At 47.7% G+C, this 22,485-nt stretch carries 24 protein-coding genes; 14 read left to right on the forward strand and 10 right to left on the reverse strand.

Annotation, left to right across the window (positions count from 1 at the left end; translation table 11 throughout):
• The first annotated feature begins 30 nt into the window (after positions 1-30).
• The 9 genes from D0B88_RS14425 to D0B88_RS14465 all read left to right on the forward strand — a co-directional run bounded on the left by D0B88_RS14425 (position 31) and on the right by D0B88_RS14465 (position 8,426).
• The gene (locus D0B88_RS14425) at positions 31-1,341 is read left to right on the forward strand and encodes a ribonucleotide-diphosphate reductase subunit beta (protein ID WP_078043103.1); all 1,311 of its coding nucleotides are present in this window, start codon (positions 31-33) and stop codon (positions 1,339-1,341) included.
• Between the two features lie 109 nt (positions 1,342-1,450).
• Complete coding sequence (locus D0B88_RS14430; protein ID WP_151058042.1) at positions 1,451-3,046, forward strand: ATP-dependent endonuclease; 1,596 nt, start codon at positions 1,451-1,453, stop codon at positions 3,044-3,046.
• Positions 3,047-3,258: 212 nt separating this feature from the next.
• Positions 3,259-3,480 (forward strand): hypothetical protein, encoded by a 222-nt coding sequence (locus tag D0B88_RS14435; protein ID WP_151058044.1) that lies wholly within the window; start codon positions 3,259-3,261, stop codon positions 3,478-3,480.
• 165 nt (positions 3,481-3,645) lie between these two features.
• The gene (lepB, locus tag D0B88_RS14440; protein ID WP_050977005.1) at positions 3,646-4,236 is read left to right on the forward strand and encodes a signal peptidase I; all 591 of its coding nucleotides are present in this window, start codon (positions 3,646-3,648) and stop codon (positions 4,234-4,236) included.
• 128 nt (positions 4,237-4,364) lie between these two features.
• The gene (locus tag D0B88_RS14445; RefSeq protein WP_151058046.1) at positions 4,365-4,811 is read left to right on the forward strand and encodes a hypothetical protein; all 447 of its coding nucleotides are present in this window, start codon (positions 4,365-4,367) and stop codon (positions 4,809-4,811) included.
• 46 nt (positions 4,812-4,857) lie between these two features.
• Positions 4,858-5,601 (forward strand): class I SAM-dependent methyltransferase, encoded by a 744-nt coding sequence (locus tag D0B88_RS14450; protein WP_151058048.1) that lies wholly within the window; start codon positions 4,858-4,860, stop codon positions 5,599-5,601.
• Between the two features lie 29 nt (positions 5,602-5,630).
• A complete protein-coding gene (locus D0B88_RS14455) occupies positions 5,631-6,308 on the forward strand; it encodes a sulfotransferase family protein (protein ID WP_151058050.1) in 678 nt (225 codons plus the stop codon).
• A gap of 7 nt (positions 6,309-6,315) precedes the next feature.
• Positions 6,316-6,699: an MmcQ/YjbR family DNA-binding protein gene (locus D0B88_RS14460; protein WP_151058052.1), complete on the forward strand. Its 384-nt coding sequence runs from the start codon at positions 6,316-6,318 to the stop codon at positions 6,697-6,699.
• Between the two features lie 89 nt (positions 6,700-6,788).
• Positions 6,789-8,426, forward strand: coding sequence for a glycosyltransferase family 39 protein (locus D0B88_RS14465; protein ID WP_151058054.1), 1,638 nt, complete (start codon positions 6,789-6,791; stop codon positions 8,424-8,426).
• Here D0B88_RS14465 and glp read toward each other — a convergent pair.
• Positions 8,416-9,651, reverse strand: coding sequence for a gephyrin-like molybdotransferase Glp (gene glp / locus D0B88_RS14470; protein WP_151058056.1), 1,236 nt, complete (start codon positions 9,649-9,651; stop codon positions 8,416-8,418). The two genes, D0B88_RS14465 and glp, sit on opposite strands and share 11 nt — an antisense overlap.
• 183 nt (positions 9,652-9,834) lie before the next feature.
• Between glp and D0B88_RS14475 the strand changes: the two genes are divergently transcribed.
• Positions 9,835-10,218, forward strand: a complete 384-nt coding sequence (locus D0B88_RS14475) for a transmembrane 220 family protein (RefSeq protein ID WP_151058058.1) — start codon at positions 9,835-9,837, stop codon at positions 10,216-10,218.
• Between the two features lie 121 nt (positions 10,219-10,339).
• Positions 10,340-10,573 carry a hypothetical protein gene (locus D0B88_RS14480; protein WP_151058060.1) on the forward strand — a complete coding sequence of 78 codons (234 nt, stop codon included), beginning with the start codon at positions 10,340-10,342 and terminating at the stop codon, positions 10,571-10,573.
• A 35-nt stretch (positions 10,574-10,608) separates the two neighbouring features.
• Here D0B88_RS14480 and D0B88_RS14485 read toward each other — a convergent pair whose 3' ends face one another.
• Entirely contained in the window at positions 10,609-13,017 is a 2,409-nt protein-coding gene (locus D0B88_RS14485) for a DNA internalization-related competence protein ComEC/Rec2 (protein WP_151058062.1), read from the reverse strand.
• Between the two features lie 181 nt (positions 13,018-13,198).
• Here D0B88_RS14485 and D0B88_RS14490 point away from each other — a divergent pair, with 181 nt between their 5' ends.
• Positions 13,199-13,735, forward strand: a complete 537-nt coding sequence (locus D0B88_RS14490) for a DUF2062 domain-containing protein (protein ID WP_007641766.1) — start codon at positions 13,199-13,201, stop codon at positions 13,733-13,735.
• A gap of 53 nt (positions 13,736-13,788) precedes the next feature.
• On the opposite strand, the gene D0B88_RS14495 is transcribed toward D0B88_RS14490, so the two are convergent.
• Genes D0B88_RS14495 through D0B88_RS14505 form a run of 3 tightly spaced genes read right to left on the reverse strand, consistent with a single transcriptional unit; the run spans position 13,789 to position 17,010 of the window.
• Positions 13,789-15,018, reverse strand: a complete 1,230-nt coding sequence (locus tag D0B88_RS14495; RefSeq protein ID WP_151058064.1) for a lipoprotein-releasing ABC transporter permease subunit — start codon at positions 15,016-15,018, stop codon at positions 13,789-13,791.
• Complete coding sequence (lolD, locus tag D0B88_RS14500; protein ID WP_151059458.1) at positions 15,018-15,734, reverse strand: lipoprotein-releasing ABC transporter ATP-binding protein LolD; 717 nt, start codon at positions 15,732-15,734, stop codon at positions 15,018-15,020. The genes D0B88_RS14495 and lolD overlap by 1 nt, the downstream gene beginning before the upstream one ends.
• Before the next feature lie 34 nt (positions 15,735-15,768).
• Entirely contained in the window at positions 15,769-17,010 is a 1,242-nt protein-coding gene (locus tag D0B88_RS14505) for a lipoprotein-releasing ABC transporter permease subunit (protein ID WP_151058066.1), read from the reverse strand.
• Positions 17,011-17,135: 125 nt separating this feature from the next.
• Here D0B88_RS14505 and D0B88_RS14510 point away from each other — a divergent pair, with 125 nt between their 5' ends.
• Entirely contained in the window at positions 17,136-17,708 is a 573-nt protein-coding gene (locus D0B88_RS14510) for a PilZ domain-containing protein (protein WP_007641776.1), read from the forward strand.
• 16 nt (positions 17,709-17,724) lie between these two features.
• Entirely contained in the window at positions 17,725-18,066 is a 342-nt protein-coding gene (locus tag D0B88_RS14515) for a hypothetical protein (RefSeq protein WP_151058068.1), read from the forward strand.
• 81 nt (positions 18,067-18,147) lie between these two features.
• Here the strand turns inward: D0B88_RS14515 and sthA are convergent, their stop codons facing one another.
• The 5 genes from sthA to D0B88_RS14540 all read right to left on the reverse strand — a co-directional run bounded on the left by sthA (position 18,148) and on the right by D0B88_RS14540 (position 22,484).
• On the reverse strand, positions 18,148-19,563 hold the full coding sequence (gene sthA / locus D0B88_RS14520; RefSeq protein ID WP_151058070.1) for a Si-specific NAD(P)(+) transhydrogenase: 1,416 nt from the start codon (positions 19,561-19,563) through the stop codon (positions 18,148-18,150).
• Positions 19,564-19,620: 57 nt separating this feature from the next.
• Entirely contained in the window at positions 19,621-19,872 is a 252-nt protein-coding gene (nqrM, locus tag D0B88_RS14525; protein ID WP_040391792.1) for a (Na+)-NQR maturation NqrM, read from the reverse strand.
• Positions 19,873-19,966: 94 nt separating this feature from the next.
• A complete protein-coding gene (gene nqrF, locus D0B88_RS14530) occupies positions 19,967-21,190 on the reverse strand; it encodes an NADH:ubiquinone reductase (Na(+)-transporting) subunit F (RefSeq protein ID WP_151058071.1) in 1,224 nt (407 codons plus the stop codon).
• A 17-nt stretch (positions 21,191-21,207) separates the two neighbouring features.
• Positions 21,208-21,816, reverse strand: coding sequence for an NADH:ubiquinone reductase (Na(+)-transporting) subunit E (gene nqrE, locus D0B88_RS14535; protein WP_007641784.1), 609 nt, complete (start codon positions 21,814-21,816; stop codon positions 21,208-21,210).
• A complete protein-coding gene (locus D0B88_RS14540) occupies positions 21,816-22,484 on the reverse strand; it encodes an NADH:ubiquinone reductase (Na(+)-transporting) subunit D (RefSeq protein WP_007641786.1) in 669 nt (222 codons plus the stop codon). Before D0B88_RS14540 ends, nqrE begins: the two co-directional genes overlap by 1 nt.
• Position 22,485 lies beyond the last annotated feature (1 nt).

The following is a 22,485-nucleotide window of genomic DNA, read 5'->3' on the forward strand; positions in this document are numbered from 1 at the left end:
TGCACGCACACAGAATTAAACGAGGATCACATGCTAAGTTGGGATGAATTCGACACCGAAGAAGCGGTAAAAGAAACAGCACGTCAAGACGCCATCAGCGCCGCGCAAACCAAAGCCGCCGCGCCAGTAGCGCAACCGACCCAAGCGCAAGTTGCACAAGCACAGGCCGCCCAAGTAAGCGCTGCTGCCGATGCCCAAGCCGTTAATACCGCCTTTGCTGCCGCCGCCAAAGAAGCAGGCATCAGCCCTGAACTAGCCAAAGCGCGCGCCAGCCTCGCCGCACTTGACCCGGCTCCCGGTTTGCAAGAATTGGAAATGGGTGCCGCCCGTATCCAGGTGGATGAAAAGCGTATGATCAACTGCCGCGCAGACTTGAACCAACTCGTCCCCTTCAAATACGACTGGGCATGGCAAAAATACCTTGATGGCTGCTCCAACCACTGGATGCCACAAGAAGTAAACATGACTGCCGACATCGCCACCTGGAAAAGCAAAGACGGCCTGACCGATGACGAGCGTCGCATTGTGATGCGCAGCCTCGGTTACTTCTCTACCGCCGACTCATTGGTAGCGAACAACCTCGTACTCGCGATTTACCGTTTGATCACCAACCCCGAATGCCGCCAATACATTTTGCGTCAATCATTCGAAGAGGCGATTCACACCCACGCCTATCAATACTGCATTGAATCCCTGGGTATGGATGAAGGCGAAATCTTCAACATGTACCGCGAACTGCCAAGCGTTGCGAACAAAGCTGCATGGAGTTTGAAACACACCCAAACCCTGGGCGACCCAACCTTCACCACCGGCACACCAGAAACCGATCAGGAATTGCTGCGCAACCTCGTTGCGTTTTATGTAGTGACCGAAGGTATTTTCTTCTACTGCGGATTTAGCCAAATCCTCAGCATGGGTCGCCGCAACAAAATGACCGGCGTTGCCGAACAGTTCCAATACATCCTGCGTGATGAATCCATGCATTTGAATTTTGGTATCGATGTAATCAACCAAATCAAATTGGAAAACCCGCACTTGTGGACTGCAGAATTCCAACAAGAAGTTATCCAAATGATTTTGGAAGGCACCGAACTGGAAATCCAATACGCCCGCGATTCCATGCCACGCGGTGTACTCGGCATGAATGCCGCGATGATGGAAGAATACCTCCACTTCATCGCCAACCGCCGCTGCGCACAAGTCGGCTTGAAAGAACAATTCCCAGGCGCACAGAATCCATTCCCATGGATGAGTGAGATTATGGATTTGCGTAAGGAGAAGAATTTCTTTGAGACGCGAGTGATTGAATATCAGACTGGTGGGGCGTTGAGCTGGGATTGATTTAATCCTTCCACCGTCATACCTGCGAACGCAGGTATCCATTACGAACGGATTACATATTCCGGAGTGAATAACCTAAACCGCTGTTGAGTTTTGTCAGAGATTTCTGATGGGGCTGAATGGCGGTTTTTTATCCACCAAGGAAAAAATAGGCAGAGCAATTAAAGTGATTATCAAAACCATAAGAATAAGGAAATTTCGTTCATTTGAAGACTCAAAAGAAATTTCACTATCTGATATTAACGTATTAATAGGCGCCAACAATTCAGGGAAGTCATCTGTACTTCGCGCACTACATCATTTACAACAAGGACTTAATGATCCTTTTGGCGATGTTAGAGTAGGAGCAACTAAAGCCACTATCGATATGACATTTAACAAGCAGCCTACAACTCCACCGTGGACACAGTTTGAAAACTCTCGCATTGCCTATTGCTCAATCACAATACAATCCGCTGACAGAAGATCTGGACAAATCAGCAATCAATTAACGGTAGGAAATGGATCAACAACAGTTGGGGAATATAAATCTCCCAACTCAGAACCCAGTCACTTAATAATTCCATTTTTATCTAAAAGAAAAACAGCAAACTATTTAGAGGATGTGAGAGAACAATTCGTTACTCAAATATCATCTGACATGTCTAACTTAGCAGCAAAGCTCTCGCGAATAGCTAACCCAAACTTTCCTGCATACCAACAATATTCAAATGCTTGCAAAGAGATATTAGGCTTTGTAGTGACATCAATCACTTCTCCAAATGGACAACGGCCCGGCATCTATCTTCCTGACCAGTCATCCGTTCCAATAGATCAAATGGGAGAAGGCGTGCCAAATATTGTATCTCTACTTGTAAGCCTATCCATGTCAGAGGGAAAGCTTTTTTTAATAGAAGAACCTGAAAATGATCTTCACCCACAGGCATTAAAAGCATTACTAGACCTAATAGTATTAAGCTCACAAAAAAACCAATTTGTGATCTCAACGCACTCAAATATTGTTGTTACACACCTTTGCTCTGTGGATAAAAGTAAGCTCTTTAAAATCAATAGCGAGAAAGGGCAACTACCTACTACAGCGACTATTGAAGAAGTAAGTAATAGTCCACGTGATCGAGTTCAGGTTCTCCAAGAATTGGGTTATTCATTTTCTGATTACGATTTATGGGAAGGATGGCTATTATTAGAGGAATCTTCTGCTGAGCGTATTATTCGCGACTATTTAATTCCGTGGTTTGCTCCAAAACTTCACCGGATAAAAACTGTAGCTGCAAATGGTATCACCAATGTAGAGCCTACTTTTAACGATCTCTCCCGAGTCGTGCTGTTCACTCACCTTCAACAAGCATATTCAGGCTTAGCTTGGGTAAGAGTGGATGGCGATGATGCGGGAAAAGAGTCAATAGAAAAACTTAGAACAAAATTTTCATCCATACCTAAAGATCATTTTTCCACTTTTGATAAGCCGCAATTCGAACTTTACTATCCAGCCGAATTCCAAGCCAAGGCGAATGCAGCCCTAGCTATTCAAGGCAAGAAGCAAAAGCAGGAAGAAAAAGGAACACTGCTGAAAGAAGTAATCATTTGGATAGAACAAGATATAAATCGAGCCAAGATAGAATTTGAAAAATCCGCAGCAAGCGTTATCACCGAACTGAAACTGATTGAAAAGCAATTTTTACAACAAAAGGATGTGAGGACTTAGGTAGCACGTAGCTCGTAGGTTGGGCTTGATGTAGGTTGCTGGTGAGCTTGCGAACCGCAACATTCGTAATTGCAAACGGCACATTGGTTTGTAAATACGAAAAACCAATCCACAGCACATGTGTTTTGGTTTTGGTGGTTGCGGGTACATGGTCATGTTGCGGTTCGTTCCTCAGGCTACGCGCCCTGCCGAAACCTACAAAAAGATGAACTATGAATAGCGAATTCATTTCACAACTGAGCAATGGAATTCTTTCAGCGATAATCGCCCTGCTCTTTTTGGCCATTCTATCGATGCTTTTTGGTTATCGTTTTATTGCAAAAGAACTGATAAAGATTGGCATGAAAAAAGGTGACGCAAAAGCGTTGGGTCATGCCGTTACGGTAATGACATTTTTGACACTCGGCGCGGTTTATTTGAAATTTTTGTGCTGAATTGATACGACAACCAATCAACGGCACACATAATTTGGTTCTAGTGGCTGCGGGCGCATGGTCATACTGGGGGCTATTTTCCATTCCAATCATTCCTATGACACGCCAATAAAAAACACGGAATCACTTTTTAATTGATAAATTGCTCGCCTCCCTGGAACAATAATGAACATAAAAAAACTAAACCCAGTTACTCAAAACATACTGTATTTGCTCGGCGCTATCGTGTTATCGGCGGTTTTGTTTTTCTCTATTTACATCCCGCGCACTTTTCTTTACGACATATATTCAATACCCGCTGGATCGATGGCACCCACAATAAATGTTGGCGATACAGTTATCGTTAACAAACACATTTACCGAGACACCATAAAAGGCAAGCCCGACAGCAACCAACCCCGGCGGGGGGATATAATTGCATTCAACCCGCCACACCAGCCGAATACGGTTTACTTAAAACGTGTTATAGGAATTCCAGGAGATGTTATTCACTTCACTGACAAACAATTGACAATAAATAATAAACCCGTTGAAACCAAGAAGCTAAATGACGCATTATTTTCGGAAACACTTAACGACACCACATATCAAGTACAATATTTGAATGAAGAAAACCTTTATCGTGATATCAAAGTCACCACCCCTGTCGACCACTATTTCGTAATGGGTGACAACAGAGACAATTCGCTGGATAGCCGTGAATGGGGGTTTGTGCCAAAAGAAAAACTGATAGGAAAAACAACTATAGTCTTCTAATCAAAAAAACTAACAACATCACTTCAACTGCGCATTCTTTATAGTTTTGGTGGTTACGGATGTATGGTCATTTTACGGTTATTCACCCACAACACCCCACCAGTTCAATTTAATTTGGATAATAACAAATGGAAACCAACACAATTTACGATGCCCCCAAAGCAAACCTTGTTGACTTCAACCCCCAACAAACCGAAGGGCTGGAAAACGTTTTACATGTCGCTAAACAGCAAAAAGCGCTTATTTATACCTTTCTCGTATATTTTGTAGCGGCAGTGCTCGTGCAAGCAGCGCCGCCAGAAATCAGGCAAGTCGCAAGCCTTATTGTTATTCCGATATGGATTGCCATCATTATTTTAAATGCGCGCTTATGCTGGAAAGTGTATGGAAAGTTTTTTGCGGTAGTGATGATTATTCTGGGTATTGTTCCCATTATTAACTTTTTAGTGGTAGTTGCTGCCAGCTCACGGGCGAACAGATTAATTAAAAAAGCGGGATTCAAAGTGGGTTTTATGGGTGCCAACACCACACAAATCAAGCAAGCTATACAACAAACCCAGCACGCCGCCTTGTAGGCATTCGACTTATTGAATGCCTACAATTAAACAGAGCACCCACACTATGTCAGTTACCGCCCTCTACACCGACCTCTCTGGTTATTACGATTTAATGTGTGCTGATATCGACTATCGCGAGCAGAGCAATTATGTGCGCAGGCTGCATGAGTTGTTTGGCAATCAGGGGAAAAATGTGTTGGATTTAGCCTGTGGCACCGGCCCACACTTGCGGCATTTTATCGACTTTGGTTATACGGCTAGTGGTGTGGATATTAATCAGCCCATGCTGGATATTGCACAGCTGCGCTGCCCCGAAGCGCAATTTACCCAACAGGATATGAGCCGCCTGAATATGGACGCGCAGATGGACTTAATCAGCTGCTTTTTATATTCCATCCATTACAACCAAAGTATTGCCACACTTACCGATTGTATTGCCAGCGTTCACCGCGCGCTAAAACCCGGCGGTCTATTTTGTTTTAATGCGGTGGATAAAAGCACTATTGATAATCGCGCTGGCATTAAACACCAACTCACATATGACCAGAGTGATTTTAGTTTTCAGTCCAATTGGTATTACTCAGGTGAAGGCGAACAGCAACAATTACAGCTGAGCATTGAACGAACCACCAACGGTATTACTGAACACTGGCGTGACCAACACGCAATGGTCGCCCTCACCTTTGCGCACTTACAACAATTGCTTGAACCCTATTTCGAAGTGCATATTCTTGCGCATGATTACGAGCGAATCGCCCCCTGGGAAAACGCGGCAGGCAATGCGTTTTTTGTTGCGATCAAGCATTAATTTCAAAGCCGCGAATTGTGCAGCACCTTATGAATAAACTTTTTATCATCGGATTGCCGCGTACTGGCACCACCAGCATCAGTGTGGCGCTGTTGGATTATGGATTTAAAGTGGCGCACACGGCGTATACCAAACGCGCATTTGAATTAGCCGATGTTGTTTCCGATGCGCCCTGCTTTTGTGATTACCAAGAACTGGATCAGCTATTTCCCCATTCGAAGTTTGTGTATCTGGAACGCAGCCTTGAGCGCTGGGTGCCATCCATGCAAATGCTGCTAAACAAAATGTTGCCGGAACTTGCACCTAAAACCGGTTATTTAAATCCGGTATTGAAACGGGTGATGAATCAGATATTTGCGCCTTTCACAACCAGCAACCCTTTAAGCAAAGAACATTTGGAAGCCTGTTATATAAACCATCAACAACAGGTGATGGATTATTTCGCGCAGCGGGATGACTTTTTACGCATTGATATTAGCGACAGCAATAGCCTGCCAGTATTATTAAGGTTCATGGGGTTTGAACCACCGGTGACTGCACACTCCCCGCATGAACAATCCCTGCATACACAGTTCCCGCATTTGAATAGCGGTAAACAAGTCGATAATTGGAAAGCCATCAAACATCCGAATAAAATTAATTCACTGAGTGCAGGCGCAGAACATCGCCAATTTTTGGATTATCGGCAGCTCAAGCTTAACAGGTGATTCACCCATGAACCCGAATAAAACATTACACAAGTATTTAATCAATCTCCCAGCCGCATTACTGGATTACCCGTTTGGCGATGATATTCATGTGTATAAAGTGGAAGGCAAAGTGTTTGCTATTTATTTTCAGGATGCGAATAGCAAGCGCCTGAACCTAAAGTGCGACCCGGTACTGGCAGAACAACTGCGCATGGTTTTTAGCGAAGTAACCCCCGGCTACCACATGAACAAAAAGCACTGGAACACAGTGGATTTAACCGGTAATTTGCCACAAAGCGAGGTGTTCAAGCAGATAGATCACTCCTACACGCTAATCGTAAAAAAACTCCCCAAGGCAGTTAAGCAGCGCTTGCGAATCCAACATGAGGGTTTGGCGTGGTTAAGCTAATGGCACAAGTACTTTAGTTAACTGCTGCACCTGAACGCAAAAGCCATCATAATAGCGACCGTTATCACCACGACTTCCCCGATGTACCTATGGAAAACCTACCTGTAATTCGCCTGTTATTTAATCACCGCTATTTATTACTACTGCTGTTATTGACGGGTGCTGTTTTTTTTAAAGGTGTGACGCCGTCCTTCTCTTCCGATGACTTTGTCCATTTGGAAAATAATATTCACTTCAAAAACCTAGCGGAAGCATCCGAGGTTTTCATCACCCCTTATGGTCGTGAATATCGCCCACTGGTGCGGTTATCACTGTGGTTGAATCATCAAATGGGCGATACCGCACTCGCCTACAAACTCAGCAATTTATTGATGCACTTGCTGTGTGTTGTGCTGCTCTACGGAATAATGTTGCGTTTGGGTGTGGCTAAAACAACAGCCCTGATTGCCAGCAGCATTTTTGCATTGCACCCCATTCACACCACCAGTGTGCATTTTATTTTGGGGCGCACTGATTTAGTGGCAGCGGTATTTTATTTGGCTACGCTCTACTGCGTTGCGGGTTGGAAACAATCGCCCCGCCTTGGGCAACAGCTCATCACTCTGTTGTGGTTTGTGGCGGCACTGCTCTCCAAAGAGTTATCCATCACCCTGCCCGCGATGATGTTGGCGATTTTGTTATTACAGCGCCAAAGCCTTGCCTTCATGCCCATGTTTCGCACTGCGCTATCGCTCTGGCCTTACGCATTGCTAGCACTGATTTATTTGTTCGCGCGTATTTATCAATGGAAGTCCATGGATGCCGCTGTTGCGGTATACACCGATTTTTCGCCGCTGAATATTTTGACCAACTATGCAGAATGGGCATTTGCCCTGCTCTACCCCTTTGATCTTTACGTTGCCCGCGAATGGCAATTGCTGCACACACAACTGTTTGTCGCGCTAACGGTTATTGCTTGCTTATCAATTCTGGCTATTGCGGCCTATATCTGGCGACCAACGGCTTGTCGCCTTGTGCGCTCACCACTGCTGTGGCTGGGGGTTATTTGGATTCTCGTAACTCTGGTGCCTATGACGGGAGGCAACTCTCACCGCTGGTATTTATATTTACCCAGCGCCGGATTGAGTTTGATTTTTGCGACGTTGTGGCCAGCAACCAGCGGCATCAGGCGCACATTGTTAAATCTTCTGCTGGTAATCATTCTGTTAATTTACAGTGGCGAAACCTTACGCCAGTCATTTATTTGGCATGAACAAAGTCAAATAAATGAGCGCTTATTATCCGCAGCCGAAACCCATGAGCTGCGCCAGCACGAGGTGATCGCTATTGCCAATATGCCGTTTTGCTACCAGAGCGCATTTTTATTTACGCACAGTTCATTTGAGGAGGCGCTCAGGGTTCGCTATGGTCACAGCCCGCGTATTGAAGTGCTGAGTTATATGAACCTGGATGAGCAAAACTCGCTTGTACTGAGCCACAGCGGGAATGAGATCAGCTTTGGCATTAGCCCCAACGCTTACCGTTATTTCCGCTTGCCCAACCAGCAGATCTTTTTTGCCAAACCGGATATTTTCACTCAGGGCGCTACAACCCTTCGCATCGACCAACTCGATACTGCCGGGCGGATTACGGCTTACAGCTTGTTGCTGCCTGAAGAGTATCAAACACCGGTTTATTATTTTAATGGAGAGCGTTTTATTCGCCTGCCCGCCTCTGCTAGCGAATAAATTTATCGAACGGCATAACATTTACCCATTCGCCCGCCGCTACCGAGCCGCGTTCGCGCTCCAGACAAATATAACAATTGGCTTTAGCCATGCTGCTAAGTACACCAGAGCTTTGCGAGCCAACGCTGATTACACGGTTGGCGCCCTGCTCATTAGTGAGCAGACCACGCTGGAAATCCATACGCCCTGGCTGCTTTTTTAAGGGTGCAACGGCTTGCGCAATAATCGATGCGGCGGCAAACAATTGCTCGCCCGCCAAATGGCGCAGCGCCGGTACTACCAATTGGTGATAGGTGACTGCGGTGGAAACCGGGTTGCCCGGCAGGCCAAAAAACCAACCTTCCCCCAAACGCCCAAACGCAAAGGGTTTACCCGGTTTCATGGCGATTTTCCAGAAGTCGATAGCTCCCAACTCCGCGAGCACATCTTTGGTGTAATCCGCATCGCCCACCGAGACACCGCCAGTGGAAATCACCACATCAGCCCACTGGCTTGCCGTAGTGAACGCGGCGCGCAAGGCGTGTGGATCGTCAGGGATAATACCGAGATCCAGCAGTTCTACCGGCAATCGTTGCAGTAATGCCGTCAGTAACGGGCGATTACTGTCGTAAATTTTACCCAACTGTGGCGCCATGCCTGGCAGCAATAACTCATCGCCGGTGGTGAGCAAGGCAATGCGCAGTTTGCGCAGTACGTTTACGCTGGCACAGCCTACCGAGGCTAGCAGCCCGATATCCAACCCCGTAACAAATTGGCCAGCAGGTAGTAATTGAGTACCAAGGGTTATGTCTTCACCAGCGCGACGGATATTCTCGCCGGTAACAGGGGGTTGATTGATCTTTACCTCATCACCGACACGCAGGGTATTTTCCTGCATTACCACCGCATCAGCGCCCACCGGAAGCAGACCGCCCGTCATGATGCGAACCGCCTCGCCCGCACACAGCTCACCGGCATAGGGGTGCCCTGCGAGTGATTGACCTATAACGCGCAAGGTCACAGCACTCGCCCCGCTGCAATCCGCAGCCCGCAGCGCGTAACCGTCCATCGCCGAGTTATCACCAGCCGGAACATTAATCGGCGCCATTACCGTTTGCGCCAATACGCGATCCAGTGCATCCGCGAGCGCCACTGTTTCAGTCTCTTGCACTGGCGCTAACTGATTTAATATGCGCTCCAGCGCAGCCTCAACAGCCAGTAACCCGGGTTGTGAACATTGATCCATTAACAAATCTCCACCGCCATCATCTACACCAAAACCTATACCAATAATCTGAGTCGCAGTTTAGCCTTATGTATGAGTTCCGCGACAACTAATCGCCCCTGGCAGTAAAACAAACTCGCTTGGCGAGCAGCGGGCCAGCTTGTTACTATCGCACGCCTGCCCGCTTCCCCAAGAGAATAATCTATGCGTTATGTAAGCAATGCTGTCCTCACCATCAACCTGCTATTGTTGCTCGCTTTTTCTGCCGTGCAATGGAACGACCCAGACCCAATTCTGTGGATTGCGTTTTATCTGCTCTGTGCCGCTGTTCCCTTTCTGGCGCTCATTAATAAGCCATTAAAAATCGTTGCGGTAGTAGCACTCATCGCCTGCGCTATTGAAATGGCGCGCACAGGGGCTGGAGCCTACAACTATTATTTGCATATGGCAGAGGAGCCGCTTATGCAAAGCATGAACCCCAACAAACCTTATATTGAAGAGGCGCGTGAATTTTTGGGGGCGCTAATTGCACTGGCGCTGGTCCTCATCAGCCAATGGCTTGCCGTATTTAAGGCAAAAAATAGATAATTTTTAGCAACAGGTTGGTGCCCAGGTGCATCAGCCTGAGCACTTTGCTTCAGCCAGGTTCTTTCACCATTTTAATTTAACGATTAATTCCAAATTTCATAACAACAGGAGTGAACTCGCAATGCACTTTCAAAAAAAATTGGGCTTGGGTTTTATCGCATTTGGGATGCTGATAATCCTACTGGCTTATGTACTTACCAATAGTGGCGGTTTTGTGTTTTCCGCATTGCTTGGTTTGATGGCGATATTTTTTGGCGCCTTTCAGCTGATGCTCTCCAACCTTGCCCTGCAAGCAAAAACTACCGGTAAACACCCCTCAAGCAAAGCGACTAAAACCAAAAAGGCACGTCGTTAATTTTCATATCCCCGTGGCAGTTAGCTCTGCTGGCGCTAGTGGTCATACCAATAGCGCCCTGCTCTTTCCCGCTGTAATTCAACGGCCTGCAGGCTACCATCACGCCAACGAAAAACCGCCGCGCCGGTATCGGCGGTATTAATCGCCTGACTGCCAGCAGTGCGATATCGCGCTTGCACCTGTGGATGCGGGTGCCCGTGTTGGTTGCGATAACCTGCCGAATACACCACGTAACGCGGTTGTGTGCGCTGCACCCACAACACGCCGGACGAAGTGCGACTGCCATGATGCGCAGCTGCAAGCAACGCCAACTTATCGGGCACCTGATCCTCATAGAGCAACTGATGTTCGACGCTGGTTTCTATATCGCCCGGCAAAACAATATGTTCAGCGCCATAACTGATCAGCAGCACACAAGAGTGATTATTGGCACTAGTCCGTGCACTGGTTGGTACGGGTAAAAAGCGGAATTCGACGCTCTCCCAACGCCAAGGTAAATGGTCATGGCAGCTTTGCAATTGTGTGGGCGCACTGACCACTCGCTCCGGCTCACCACCCAATAACTGCCTTGACTCAACTTTTTCCAGCAACCCCTTGAGGCCACCGGCATGATCCGCATCCCAATGGCTAACCACCAAATAGTCGATGGTGCGAATACCCTGCGCATACAAGTAAGGGACAACTATGGCGCTACCGGCATCAAAACTGCGGGAATATTGCGGGCCGGTGTCGTACACCAAGGTGCGCGAGCCGACTTGCACCACGATGGCAGTACCTTGGCCGACATCCAGAACGGTAACGGTTAAATCGTCTGCCGCAGGCGGTTTAATTAAAAAGCTCAAACTGGCCGCCACAGCAATACCGATAACCCCCAGGTATTTAGGCAGCAAGCCGCGCGGTAATAACATCACCACAACACTCAGCGCCAGTAGCAGTAATAGGCCGGGTGAAAAAGCCACCACCGGGCTAGCCCAAGAGCCGGCAAACGCGAGCAAGCCGTCCAAAAACACTGCAAGCCATTCCATCGCACCTGCCGCCATCGCCAGTAAACTGTTACTTAGGCCCAACCATACATCGCCCACCGCAGCACCAATCAGCAACAAGGGCACGACAAAAAAAGTGATCAGTGGAATGGCGATAGCATTACCCACCGGCGCGACCAGCGAAACCGTGCTAACCAATAAACTGAGCGGCAGCATAAGCCCAATAAACATTACCCACTGGGAGCGAATGAAACCGATCAGCAGTTCTTTGAAGGTAAAACCAGCCCAGGGTTCTATCGTGCGTTTGGTCACCAAACGACCGGAAAAATACATGAGCAACAGTGCCACAGCACCGAAAGACAGCCAAAAACCCATGTCGAACGCGGCCAGCGGGTCCAAGAGCACAACGAGCGCCAAGGCCCAGCAAAAAATATCACTAATACGCAGGTTGCAGCGCGCCAAACACGCGGCGTAAAACAAACTAAGCATAATGAGCGTGCGCACCGTGGGAATATTAAACCCTGCCAAGGCCGCGTAAAAACTGGCGCAACCAATAGCGCTGAGCCAGGCGATCATCTGCGCCGGGCAACGATGCCACAACAATTGCACACACTTGCCCAGCAGCAGCCCCGCATAAAACCCAAAGAGTGCAAGAAACCCCACATGCAGGCCAGAGATGGCAATCAAGTGGCTGGTGCCAGTTTGCTGCATACGCTGCCATTGGGCTTTTTCGACCAGCCCCGAATCGCCAATTAATAAGGCCACCAGAATGCCCCGCTCGGGGCTATCGCTGTGCTGCACCACCCATTGCTGGAGATTATGGCGCCGCTGGTTGATCCAATCATCCCAGTGAAATGATGTATTGGTGGAATGAAGCGCGCGATTATCACTTGTCGCTAGCACGTACCCAGTGGCGCCAACGCCTTGCCGCAGTAACCAGGCGTGATAATCAAATCCCGCCGGGTTCACAAAACCGCGCGGTCGCTTGAGGCGCACGGTCAACTGCCAGTAGTCGCCAATTGCCAATTGCGGCAGCTCGCTGTGCGTTAGCCGAGCGGAATCTTGAACGCCATACGTTCGTGGTAAGTACCAACTCAATTGTAATTTGCGCGGGAATTGGTCAAGTGGGAGAAGTTCGCCACTGGCGCCAGTAATCGCCTGCACCCGAAAGTCAAAACGCAAACGATGTACATCGCGCTCAGGTAAACCATTAATTTGCCCAGTTACCACAAGGTCGCGACCGACCAAGTTCTCCGCCAACTGCTGTTCGATTAAATTGTGGCCAGATACCAGCCCCCACGCGAGACCTGCGCTGAACATAACCGGGAGCCGAAATCGCGGCCAATAAATAGCGGCCAGAGCAAGGGGTGCAAGCAACCAAAGCCACGACAGTGAAATTAAGTGCGGGGAATAACCGAAGGCGATTACGCCCAGGCTGAAAAACAGGAGTTTTAATGGCAATTACAGAATCCTTTCGTAGGTGAGTAGTGAGTCCAGATGAGCTCCTTGTCATCAGATTGCAGCCCAGCTTATGGCATGATCCACACGCAAACAAGTGCACCAGCCCGTAAAGTCTGCGTAGTGTTAATGCAGATTTATAGGCATAATGCGCAATCTTTTACGCTGTACTCTGGTTTCCAGCATGGCACGCAATTTACTGAAACGTTTTTTTCCATCACCCGCTGCAATTAAAAGCAATCCGGCACTGCATTTTTTGGGCGATCTGCTGCACGACCCAAACTTATTCCACCTGAATCGCCACTCTGTATCAGTCGCTTTTTTTTGGGGGCTTTTTATCGCATTGCTGCCTATTCCAGGGCAGATGCCCGTGGCGGCGGTAGCCGCGCTGATCTTTCGGTGCAACCTGCCTATCTCGGTGGCATTGGTATGGATTACCAACCCATTAACTATGCCCTTTTTCTTTTTCATCACCTATCAAGTGGGACGAGTAATTCTGCAAAGTGAGCCACTGCTGGTGCAACCAGAATTAACCTGGGATTGGCTGGCAAACGAATTTGGTCATTTATGGAAACCATTACTTGCCGGATCGGTTCTTACCGGTTTGGTGTTTGGGACACTGGGTTATTTTGGTATGCAATTATATTGGCGATGGCATGTGCGACATAACTGGGAAAAGCGGAAGCAAAAACGCATTCATAAAGCTTCTGAAGAAAATTAAAAGCATAAAAAAACCCGCTAGAGCGGGTTTTTTTATGCTTTTAATTTATCCAACTATTCATAGCGCAGCGCATCGGCCGGTTGAATTCGCGCGGCGCGCCATGCGGGGTAAAGGGTGACAAAAAAACTGATCACCAGTGCTGTGATCACCACCTTGGCAACATCTGCAATAACCAATTCGGAAGGCAGATAAGTAATCGGGTAGACATCCGAGTGTAAAAACTGAACGCCAAAGGTGCGTTCAATCCATTGCACAAAGGGAGTTACCCAATGGGAAAGTACAACACCCAGCACCAATCCAATTGAAGTTCCAATCAAACCAATCAGCCCGCCCTGCACCATAAAGATCGCCATAATTTCATACGTCGAGGCGCCCATAGTGCGCAGGATCGCAATATCGCCCTGTTTATCGACTACCACCATAATGAGTGTTGAAACCAAATTAAACGCGGCGATAGCGATAATCAAAAACAGCAACATGCTGACCATGTTTTTTGACATTTGGATGGATTGATAAACACCACCGTGGGTACGCATCCAACTTACACCGCTATAGTCATCTGACATGTTTTGCATAATCTCACGCACAATTTGTGGCGCCGCAAATAAATCATCCATCTTCAGCCGGATACCTGTCACCTGCCCCGGGTATCCGGAAAGTTCAGCAGCGCTTTCTATATCCATTAAAGCCAAACCGTTATCGATATCGGTATGAGTATCCAAAATCGCAATTACCTGCAGCACTTTTACTGTGGGCGAGTTATTGCCATCGTTAGGTAAAATCAAACTGAGATTGTCATCCTTACTAAGGCGTAATTTTTCAGCGACGCCGCGACCAATCACAATCGCCGATTTGTTGCCTGCCAAGCTTTCAAGCGTACCTTGCGGTAAAAACGCGGGCAGCTTCGAGATGTTTTGTTCTTGTGTTGCGTCGATGCCAAAAATAATGACAGGGGCCACGCGCTTTTGCTGACTTAACAGCCCCTGCAGCTGTACAACAGGAGCAGCGCCTACGACTCGCGGATGCTTTTTTAACTCAGCCACTAAGGCTTGTGGATCCTCAATCGCATTCCGGTGATAAACCGTCGCTTGCGGCATAACGCCCAAAATATTGTCACGCAGCTCCTTTTCAAAACCGCTCATAATCGACATCACCAAAATCAATAAGGCGACACCGATAACCAAACCTGCGATTGATAAACGCGATATAAAAGACACCAAATGATTTTGGCCTCGGGCTATGCCGTAGCGTGCGCCGATTAAAAAGATAGTGCGATTTAACATCAGTAAGCACCGGTCGCCGCAGAGGATTCTTCGTCACGCACCAGAACGCCATCCACCAAACGCAAGGTGCGATCCATACGTGCTGCCAGACGCGGATCGTGGGTTACCACCACAAAGCTGGTGCCTATCGCTTGATTCAACTCCAGCATCAATGCCTGGATAGCATCAGCAGCATGACTGTCCAAATTGCCGGTGGGCTCGTCCATCAATACACAGGCAGGGTTGGTCACCAAAGCGCGGGCAATCGCCACCCGTTGACGCTCGCCACCCGAAAGCTCGGAGGGCTTGTGATCGACCCGTTTAGCCAAACCCACTCGCGCCAGCAACTCCAGTGCACGGGCTTTGGCTTGAGCAGGTGCACAATTGCCAATCAACAGCGGCATAGTCACGTTTTCCAGCGCCGTGAACTCTGGCAACAAGTGATGAAACTGGTACACAAAACCCAGACTACGGTTGCGCAAACGACCGCGCGCATCAGCACTCAAGCGCGACAACTGCTCACCCGCGACAATCACCTCGCCGCTGTCCGGCACATCCAGACCACCGAGAATATTAAGTAGCGTTGACTTGCCGGAACCCGAGGCACCGACGATGGCGACGCGCTCACTCTTGTTGATTTGAAAGTCCACGCTGTGCAGCACATCAACTGCCAGCGAACCCTGACGATAAGATTTACTCACCTGACGACAAACTAATACGGCGGCAGAATCATTCATAACAGCTTTCGGATTATTCATAACAGCCTTCGGATTATTCATAACGCAGCGCTTCGGCCGGTTCAATTTGGGCCGCGCGATAGGCGGGATATAAAGTGGCAATAAAACTTAACAACAGCGCCACTGAACAAATAAATACAACGTCAGTCCACAGCAGTAGCGAGGGCAACTGACTAATAAAATACACCTCTGGATCAAATACCTGCAGCCCGACGAGAGATTCCAAAAAGCCCATCACCGGGGTCAGTGACACCGCGATAACACAACCCAATACAGCACCAATCAGGGTGCCAATAAAACCCACTGCACTGCCCTGCACGATAAAAATAGCCATCACCTGGCGCGCACTCACACCCATGGTGCGCAATACCGCGATATCAGAGCGCTTATCCGCCACCATCAATACCAAACTGGAAACAATGTTGAACGCCGCCACGGCAATAATGATCATCAACAGCGAGCCAATAACGATTTTTTCCATTTTCACCGCTTGAAATAAGCTGCCTTGAGTTTGGCTCCAATCCTTCACCTGATATTGCTGCTCACCCAATTGCTGGCGCAGCTCTGCCATTACCCGGCCCGCGCTGTATAAATCCGTGGTTTTTACGTGCAGCCCTTGCACGCCCGGCTGGCGCAGGAATTTCTGTGCATCTTGTAAATGAATCAACGCGAGCGTGGAATCGACCTGTGCCTTCACCTCAAACACACCTACCAGCGTAAAACTGCGTGAGCGCGTAAACGCGCCCATGGGGGTCATATTAATTTCCGGTGAGGTCACCCGCACTTTATCGCCGGGTGTCAGCATCAAACGGCTCGCCAATAGGCGACCCATCACAATGCCGTATTCGCCGGGTTGCAATGCCGCCATATCGCCAACCACCATACGTTGATTGACTATAGATACTCGCTCCTCGCTGTCTGGCAGAATTCCCTGAAGCTCTATGGCCTCAAAACCACCGGCGTAACTCACCATCGCGCTACTGGCGATATAGGGAGCAGAGGCAATAACATCGGGGTGTTTTTCAACTGTTGCAGAAAGCGCTTGCCAATCTTTTAATGCTGGCAGCTGATCTATGTAGCCGTGAGGAATCACGCTGAGAATGCGCTCCTTCATTTCACGATCAAAGCCATTCATCACCGAAAGTACGATGATCAGCGCCATAACGCCCAGCGCCATGCCGACCAATGAAAAGGCACTAATGAAAGAAATAAACTGATTGCGACGTTTAGCGCGGGTATAGCGCAAACCGATATAGAGGGGAATGTTTTTTAGCATGAGCGCATTAAACCCAATTGCCTTGCGTTGCTCAAGTAAAACCACCCTCCCCACCGATAAATCGGCGCCAGCAGGACCAGCTTGTGCTATGTTTACTCAATCATCACAGCGGGAAGATTTTTGTCATGAGTGAACGCCGCAGCTACTTTCGCATCGATGAAAGTATCGCCATCGAATTTAAAGAGGTGGAAGAGATCACCGCTAATACCGCTGCACCCGAGCTGCAGTTCCCCGACACTTTGTCGTTAAAGTTTTTTGCCGAGCTGCGCAAGATTGATAATGACAACGCGCACCTTTTTCATCAGATCAAGGAAACCAGCCGGGCAATGGGCGAGTATTTACAAAATCTCAATCGCAAAATTGACATCATTAGCCAGCAGATAATGGCGGATTCCAAACCCCTGCCGCCCTCAAAAACCATCAAACAGGTCAATCTCAGTGAAGGTGGTGTGGCTTTTGGTAGTTCGCGTCTCGTTAAACCAAACTCTTTTATCGCCATGCGTTTGATTTTTTTACCCAGTAATGCAGGGCTGGCGTTGTTTGCCAAGGTCATACGCTGTGAACCCAATAACAGTGGCGAATATCAGATTGCGGCAAAATTTCATCGTGCCACGGATGCTCACCAACAACTGATTGGCCAGCAAATCATGCGCGCCCAAATGGCCGAGCGACGTAAAAGCCAACATTACCTGCAATAATTCGGGAGACTACTGAGTGAATACCGCCAACAGTCTGCGTAAATTTATCATCACCAGCGCCATAACGTTCTTCGCGGCCAACATTGTGGGCGGGGTCCATGCCGAACAAATAAAAATACCGATAGGGCAACAAACCGCCGCCAAAGCTTCAGTGAAAATGCCCGCAAAAGGAATGACCAAAGCAAGCGTGCAAGCGGCCTTTGGCGAGCCACTGGAAACCACCCCCGCCAAAGGAGAGCCACCTATTTCCAGTTGGAAATACAGCGAGTTTGTGGTGTATTTTGAACATGATCATGTCATTCATACCGTAGCCAAATTCAAACCACAGGAAGATCAAACCATTATATTGGACGAATAAAAAATATCTCCGCAGACAATAAAATAAGGGCGCTTGAAGCGCCCTTATTTATATCTGTGAATCAGCACCAAACAGATTCTACTAACGGCGACTAATGCGATTAATGCCATCCAATGCCGCAACACGATAAGCTTCGGCCATCGTTGGATAATTAAAGATGTTGTTGAGGAAATAATGAATATTATTTCCCTCGCCTTTCTGCGTCATGATCGCCTGACCAATATGAACAATCTCCGCGGCCTCAGCACCAAAACAATGAACACCGAGGATTTCAAGCGTATCCACATGAAATAGCAGCTTCAACATGCCCACATCTTCACCGCTGATTTGGCCGCGTGCGGTATTTTTAAATAACGCACGGCCGACTTCATAGGGAACCTTGGCCTGTGTCAATTCAGTTTCCGTTTTTCCCACCGAACTAATCTCCGGTAAGGTATAAATTCCTGTGGGCACATCTTGAACCGGGCGGCATTCGTCGCCAAAAATGCCACCGGACACTGCTCGCCCCTGACCATAGGAGGAACTGGCCAAGCTGGGCCAGCCAATCACATCACCAACCGCATATATATTTTCAACTTGCGTGCGATACTCTGCATCAACTTTAAGATTGCCACGATGATCTGCTTCCAACCCTATCGCCGCTAAATTCAGCTGGTCAGTATTACCACTGCGTCCATTACACCAAAGGATGGCATCCGCCTTTAAACGCTTACCGGACTTTAAGAAGAGAGTGACACTGCTATCGCTCGCCTCTATGGCCTCGTACTCCTCACCATGACGTACAGTCACACCACTGTCGCGCAGGTGATAACTGAGCGCATCAGAAATCTCATCATCTAAAAATGACAACAATCGCTCACGATTATTGATTAAATCTACCCGCATACCCAAGCCCGAAAAAATCGAGGCATATTCACAGCCAATAACACCCGCGCCATAAATAATGATGTGACGTGGGGTGTGCTGCATTTCCAGAATGGTGTCACTGTCATAAATACGTGGATGATTAAAATCAATATCAACTGGACGATAAGGACGTGAACCTGTAGCTATTACGATCTTATCGGCATGAATTGTCTCTGTACCACCATCCAGCATCGCCAAATTAATCACATTCGGATTACTAAAGGATGCCTGCCCCATATGTACCGTTACCCGGTTGCGTACATAAAAGTTGGTATGCAATTCAACTTGTTTAGGAATCACTTTCGCGGCAGATTGCAGTACCCGAGGAAAGGTTAAACGGCGGCTATCACCAATTTCACGAAACAGGCTATTAGCTTTAAATTGCAATATTTGCTTAACCACATGGCGCAAAGATTTAGAAGGAATTGTGCCTTTATGTGCGCACCCACCACCAACCAGTGCCCTATTTTCTACCACACCAACACGCTTGCCCGCTTTAGCAGCTGCTATAGCAGCACTTTCTCCCGCTGGGCCAGAACCGATTACTAAAAGATCGTAGCTGTGATCTGCCGATTTTTTACGACCAGTCAATTTATTCCCCTCTAATCATCAAATGAGACATCCAAGACTTGCTGAGTCTTGCAACAATTATTCCTTCTTCTTACTCGCATCATACGAAAGGTCATCTGCCTTCAACTCAGTACGGACAGGCTTGGATTTTTCTTCCGCACATTTTGCTTCGTCGCCACCGCACAACTCGCACACGTAATTGGGATCCCCCAAGGCTTTACCCACACCACCACAGGAACCCGATACAGGTTTACGGCCAGCCAACACACTGATTGACAAAGCGAATGCAACAAACAACATCACCACTAGTGTAACCACAAGTACAGCCATGATAGACCTCCAGGCTTTACTGCTTTTGTTAAAAGCAAATGAACTATCGTTAAAAAAAAACGAGGCGGGTTTCCCTGCCTCGTTTTCCTTTTCATTAACCGCCGAAGTCGTCTAACAAAATATTGTCGTCTTCTACACCAAGACTTTTCAACATTTTAATCACGGCGGCATTCATCATTGGTGGGCCGCACATGTAGAACTCACAATCTTCTGGCGCCGGATGATCTTTCAAATAATTCTCATAGAGAACATTGTGAATGAAGCCCGTGAGGCCGGTCCAGTTATCCTCTGGCTGTGGATCTGACAGCGCCACATGCCATTTAAAGTTCTCATTCTCTGCCTGCAGCATATCGTAATCTTCTTTGTAGAAGAGTTCGCGCAGCGAGCGAGCACCGTACCAGAATGTCATTTTACGATCGGTTTTCAAGCGGCGCAGCTGATCGAAAATGTGCGAACGCATAGGTGCCATACCAGCACCACCACCGATAAACACCATTTCAGCATTGGTCTTTTTAGCAAAGAATTCACCAAATGGACCGTATACGGTGATTTTATCGCCCGGCTTCAAACTAAATACATAAGATGACATTTGACCCGGAGGAATGCCCTGAGATTTTGGTGGAGGTGTTGCAATACGAATATTGAACTTAACCACACCTTTTTCTTCCGGGTAATTCGCCATTGAATAAGCGCGAATCACTGGCTCAGTCACTTTTGATTCCAGATTAAAGAAACCAAAGCGCTCCCAGTCACCGCGATATTCAGGCTCAATATCAAAGTCTGAGAACTTGACGTGATGGGGCGGGCATTCCAGCTGCACATAACCGCCCGCACGGAAGTCCACACTTTCACCTTCGGGCAGACGCAAGGTCAGCTCTTTGATAAAAGTGGCCACGTTAGGATTGGATTCCACAGTAGTTACCCACTGCTTCACGCCAAACACTTCTTCCGGCACATGAATTTTCATGTTTTGTTTTACCGGAACCTGGCAACTTAAACGCCAGCCTTCATTTTGCTCACGGCGATTAAAATGCGCTTCTTCCGTTGGCAAAATAGAACCGCCACCATCATTTACTACGCATTTACACTGTGCACAGCTACCACCACCACCACAGGCTGACGCCAGAAATACATTGTTAGCAGCAAGTGTTTGTAACAACTTGCCACCGGCAGGAACGGTAATGGTTTTCTCATCATTGATAAGAATTTGCACATCGCCGCTGTTAACCAGTTTTGCCTGCGCAACAAGAATCACCACCACCAGTGCCAGCACTATGAAGGTGAACATGCCTACGCCTAATAAAATCTCAGTATTCATTAGATTCCTCGCTTAGCCTAGAGAGAGATGCCGCCAAAGGACATAAAGCCCAATGACATCAATCCCACGGTGATAAAGGTAATACCTAAGCCACGAAGACCTTCAGGTACATCTGAGTATTTCAGCTTTTCTTTGATGCTCGCCAGCACAACAATTGCAATTGCCCAGCCAGCACCCGAGCCGACACCGTAAACTACGCTTTCAACAAAATGGTAATCGCGCTCAACCATAAACAGTGAGCCACCCATAATTACGCAGTTCACGGTAATCAGTGGTAAAAATACCCCCAGCGCGTTGTACAGCGCAGGCATATATTTATCCATCACAATTTCCATAATCTGCACAATTGCAGCGATAACACCAATAAATGAAATAAAACTCAGGAAGGTCAAATCAACACCGGTTACACCAGCCCAAGCCAACGCGTCTTCTTTCAACAAGTAAGTCAAAATCAGGTTGTTTGCAGGAACAGTTACTGTTTGCACCACAATAACCGCGATACCCAAACCAATAGCAGCATTGATTTTTTTAGACATGGCCATAAATGAGCACATCCCCAAAAAGAATGCCAACGCCATGTTTTCAATAAATACTGAACGGATAAACAAACTCAGTAGATGTTCCATTATGCGATCTCCTGATTTGCCGAAGAGTTAGGCGCTATTTTGAAATCGGCTTTCTCAACCTGGTTTTTCTTCCAGGTGCGCAGCGCCCAGATAATAATACCAATTAAGAAAAACGCACTTGGCGGCAGCAGTAACAGACCGTTAGGTACATACCAGCCACCTTCGGTAACGGTAGGCAGAATTTGAATACCGAACCATTTGCCAGCACCAAAAATCTCACGGAAAGTGGCGATAACAATCAGCAGCGCCGAGTAACCCAAACCATGACCTATACCATCAAGGAAGCTTGGAATTGGTGGGTTTTTCAAGGCAAAGGCTTCAGTGCGCCCCATTACGATACAGTTGGTAATAATCAACCCAACAAATACCGAGAGTTGTTTACTGATGTCATAAGCCACGGCTTTCAGCACTTGGTCAACCACAATTACCAATGCAGAAATAATGATCATCTGCGCAATAATACGCACACTGTTAGGCAGAAAGTTACGCACCAGCGATACAAAAAAGTTGGAAAAGGCAGATACCAAGGTCAGACCTATGGCCATTACCAAACTAACTTTTACACTGGAGGTTACCGCCAACGCAGAACAAATACCGAGGATTTGTAAAATAACCGGGTTATTTTCCAGAATCGGTTTTGTGAGGAGATCTTTCGTTTTCAAGCTCATA

Source organism: Cellvibrio sp. KY-YJ-3, from assembly GCF_008806955.1.
Taxonomy (GTDB): Bacteria; Pseudomonadota; Gammaproteobacteria; order Pseudomonadales; family Cellvibrionaceae; genus Cellvibrio.

Bases quoted from the DNA above. Each gene is read 5' to 3' on its own strand.
- D0B88_RS14540 (WP_007641786.1), bottom strand. From the start codon at position 22,484: ATGAGCTTGAAAACGAAAGATCTCCTCACAAAACCGATTCTGGAAAAT.
- D0B88_RS14450 (WP_151058048.1), top strand. From the start codon at position 4,858: ATGTCAGTTACCGCCCTCTACACCGACCTCTCTGGTTATTACGATTTA.
- D0B88_RS14475 (WP_151058058.1), top strand. From the start codon at position 9,835: ATGCGTTATGTAAGCAATGCTGTCCTCACCATCAACCTGCTATTGTTG.
- D0B88_RS14495 (WP_151058064.1), bottom strand. From the start codon at position 15,018: ATGTTAAATCGCACTATCTTTTTAATCGGCGCACGCTACGGCATAGCC.
- D0B88_RS14465 (WP_151058054.1), top strand. From the start codon at position 6,789: ATGGAAAACCTACCTGTAATTCGCCTGTTATTTAATCACCGCTATTTA.
- glp (WP_151058056.1), bottom strand. From the start codon at position 9,651: ATGGATCAATGTTCACAACCCGGGTTACTGGCTGTTGAGGCTGCGCTG.
- lolD (WP_151059458.1), bottom strand. From the start codon at position 15,734: ATGAATGATTCTGCCGCCGTATTAGTTTGTCGTCAGGTGAGTAAATCT.
- D0B88_RS14490 (WP_007641766.1), top strand. From the start codon at position 13,199: ATGGCACGCAATTTACTGAAACGTTTTTTTCCATCACCCGCTGCAATT.
- D0B88_RS14505 (WP_151058066.1), bottom strand. From the start codon at position 17,010: ATGCTAAAAAACATTCCCCTCTATATCGGTTTGCGCTATACCCGCGCT.
- nqrF (WP_151058071.1), bottom strand. From the start codon at position 21,190: ATGAATACTGAGATTTTATTAGGCGTAGGCATGTTCACCTTCATAGTG.
- lepB (WP_050977005.1), top strand. From the start codon at position 3,646: ATGAACATAAAAAAACTAAACCCAGTTACTCAAAACATACTGTATTTG.
- D0B88_RS14455 (WP_151058050.1), top strand. From the start codon at position 5,631: ATGAATAAACTTTTTATCATCGGATTGCCGCGTACTGGCACCACCAGC.
- D0B88_RS14510 (WP_007641776.1), top strand. From the start codon at position 17,136: ATGAGTGAACGCCGCAGCTACTTTCGCATCGATGAAAGTATCGCCATC.
- D0B88_RS14480 (WP_151058060.1), top strand. From the start codon at position 10,340: ATGCACTTTCAAAAAAAATTGGGCTTGGGTTTTATCGCATTTGGGATG.
- nqrM (WP_040391792.1), bottom strand. From the start codon at position 19,872: ATGGCTGTACTTGTGGTTACACTAGTGGTGATGTTGTTTGTTGCATTC.
- nqrE (WP_007641784.1), bottom strand. From the start codon at position 21,816: ATGGAACATCTACTGAGTTTGTTTATCCGTTCAGTATTTATTGAAAAC.
- D0B88_RS14435 (WP_151058044.1), top strand. From the start codon at position 3,259: ATGAATAGCGAATTCATTTCACAACTGAGCAATGGAATTCTTTCAGCG.
- D0B88_RS14460 (WP_151058052.1), top strand. From the start codon at position 6,316: ATGAACCCGAATAAAACATTACACAAGTATTTAATCAATCTCCCAGCC.
- D0B88_RS14445 (WP_151058046.1), top strand. From the start codon at position 4,365: ATGGAAACCAACACAATTTACGATGCCCCCAAAGCAAACCTTGTTGAC.
- D0B88_RS14430 (WP_151058042.1), top strand. From the start codon at position 1,451: ATGGGGCTGAATGGCGGTTTTTTATCCACCAAGGAAAAAATAGGCAGA.
- D0B88_RS14425 (WP_078043103.1), top strand. From the start codon at position 31: ATGCTAAGTTGGGATGAATTCGACACCGAAGAAGCGGTAAAAGAAACA.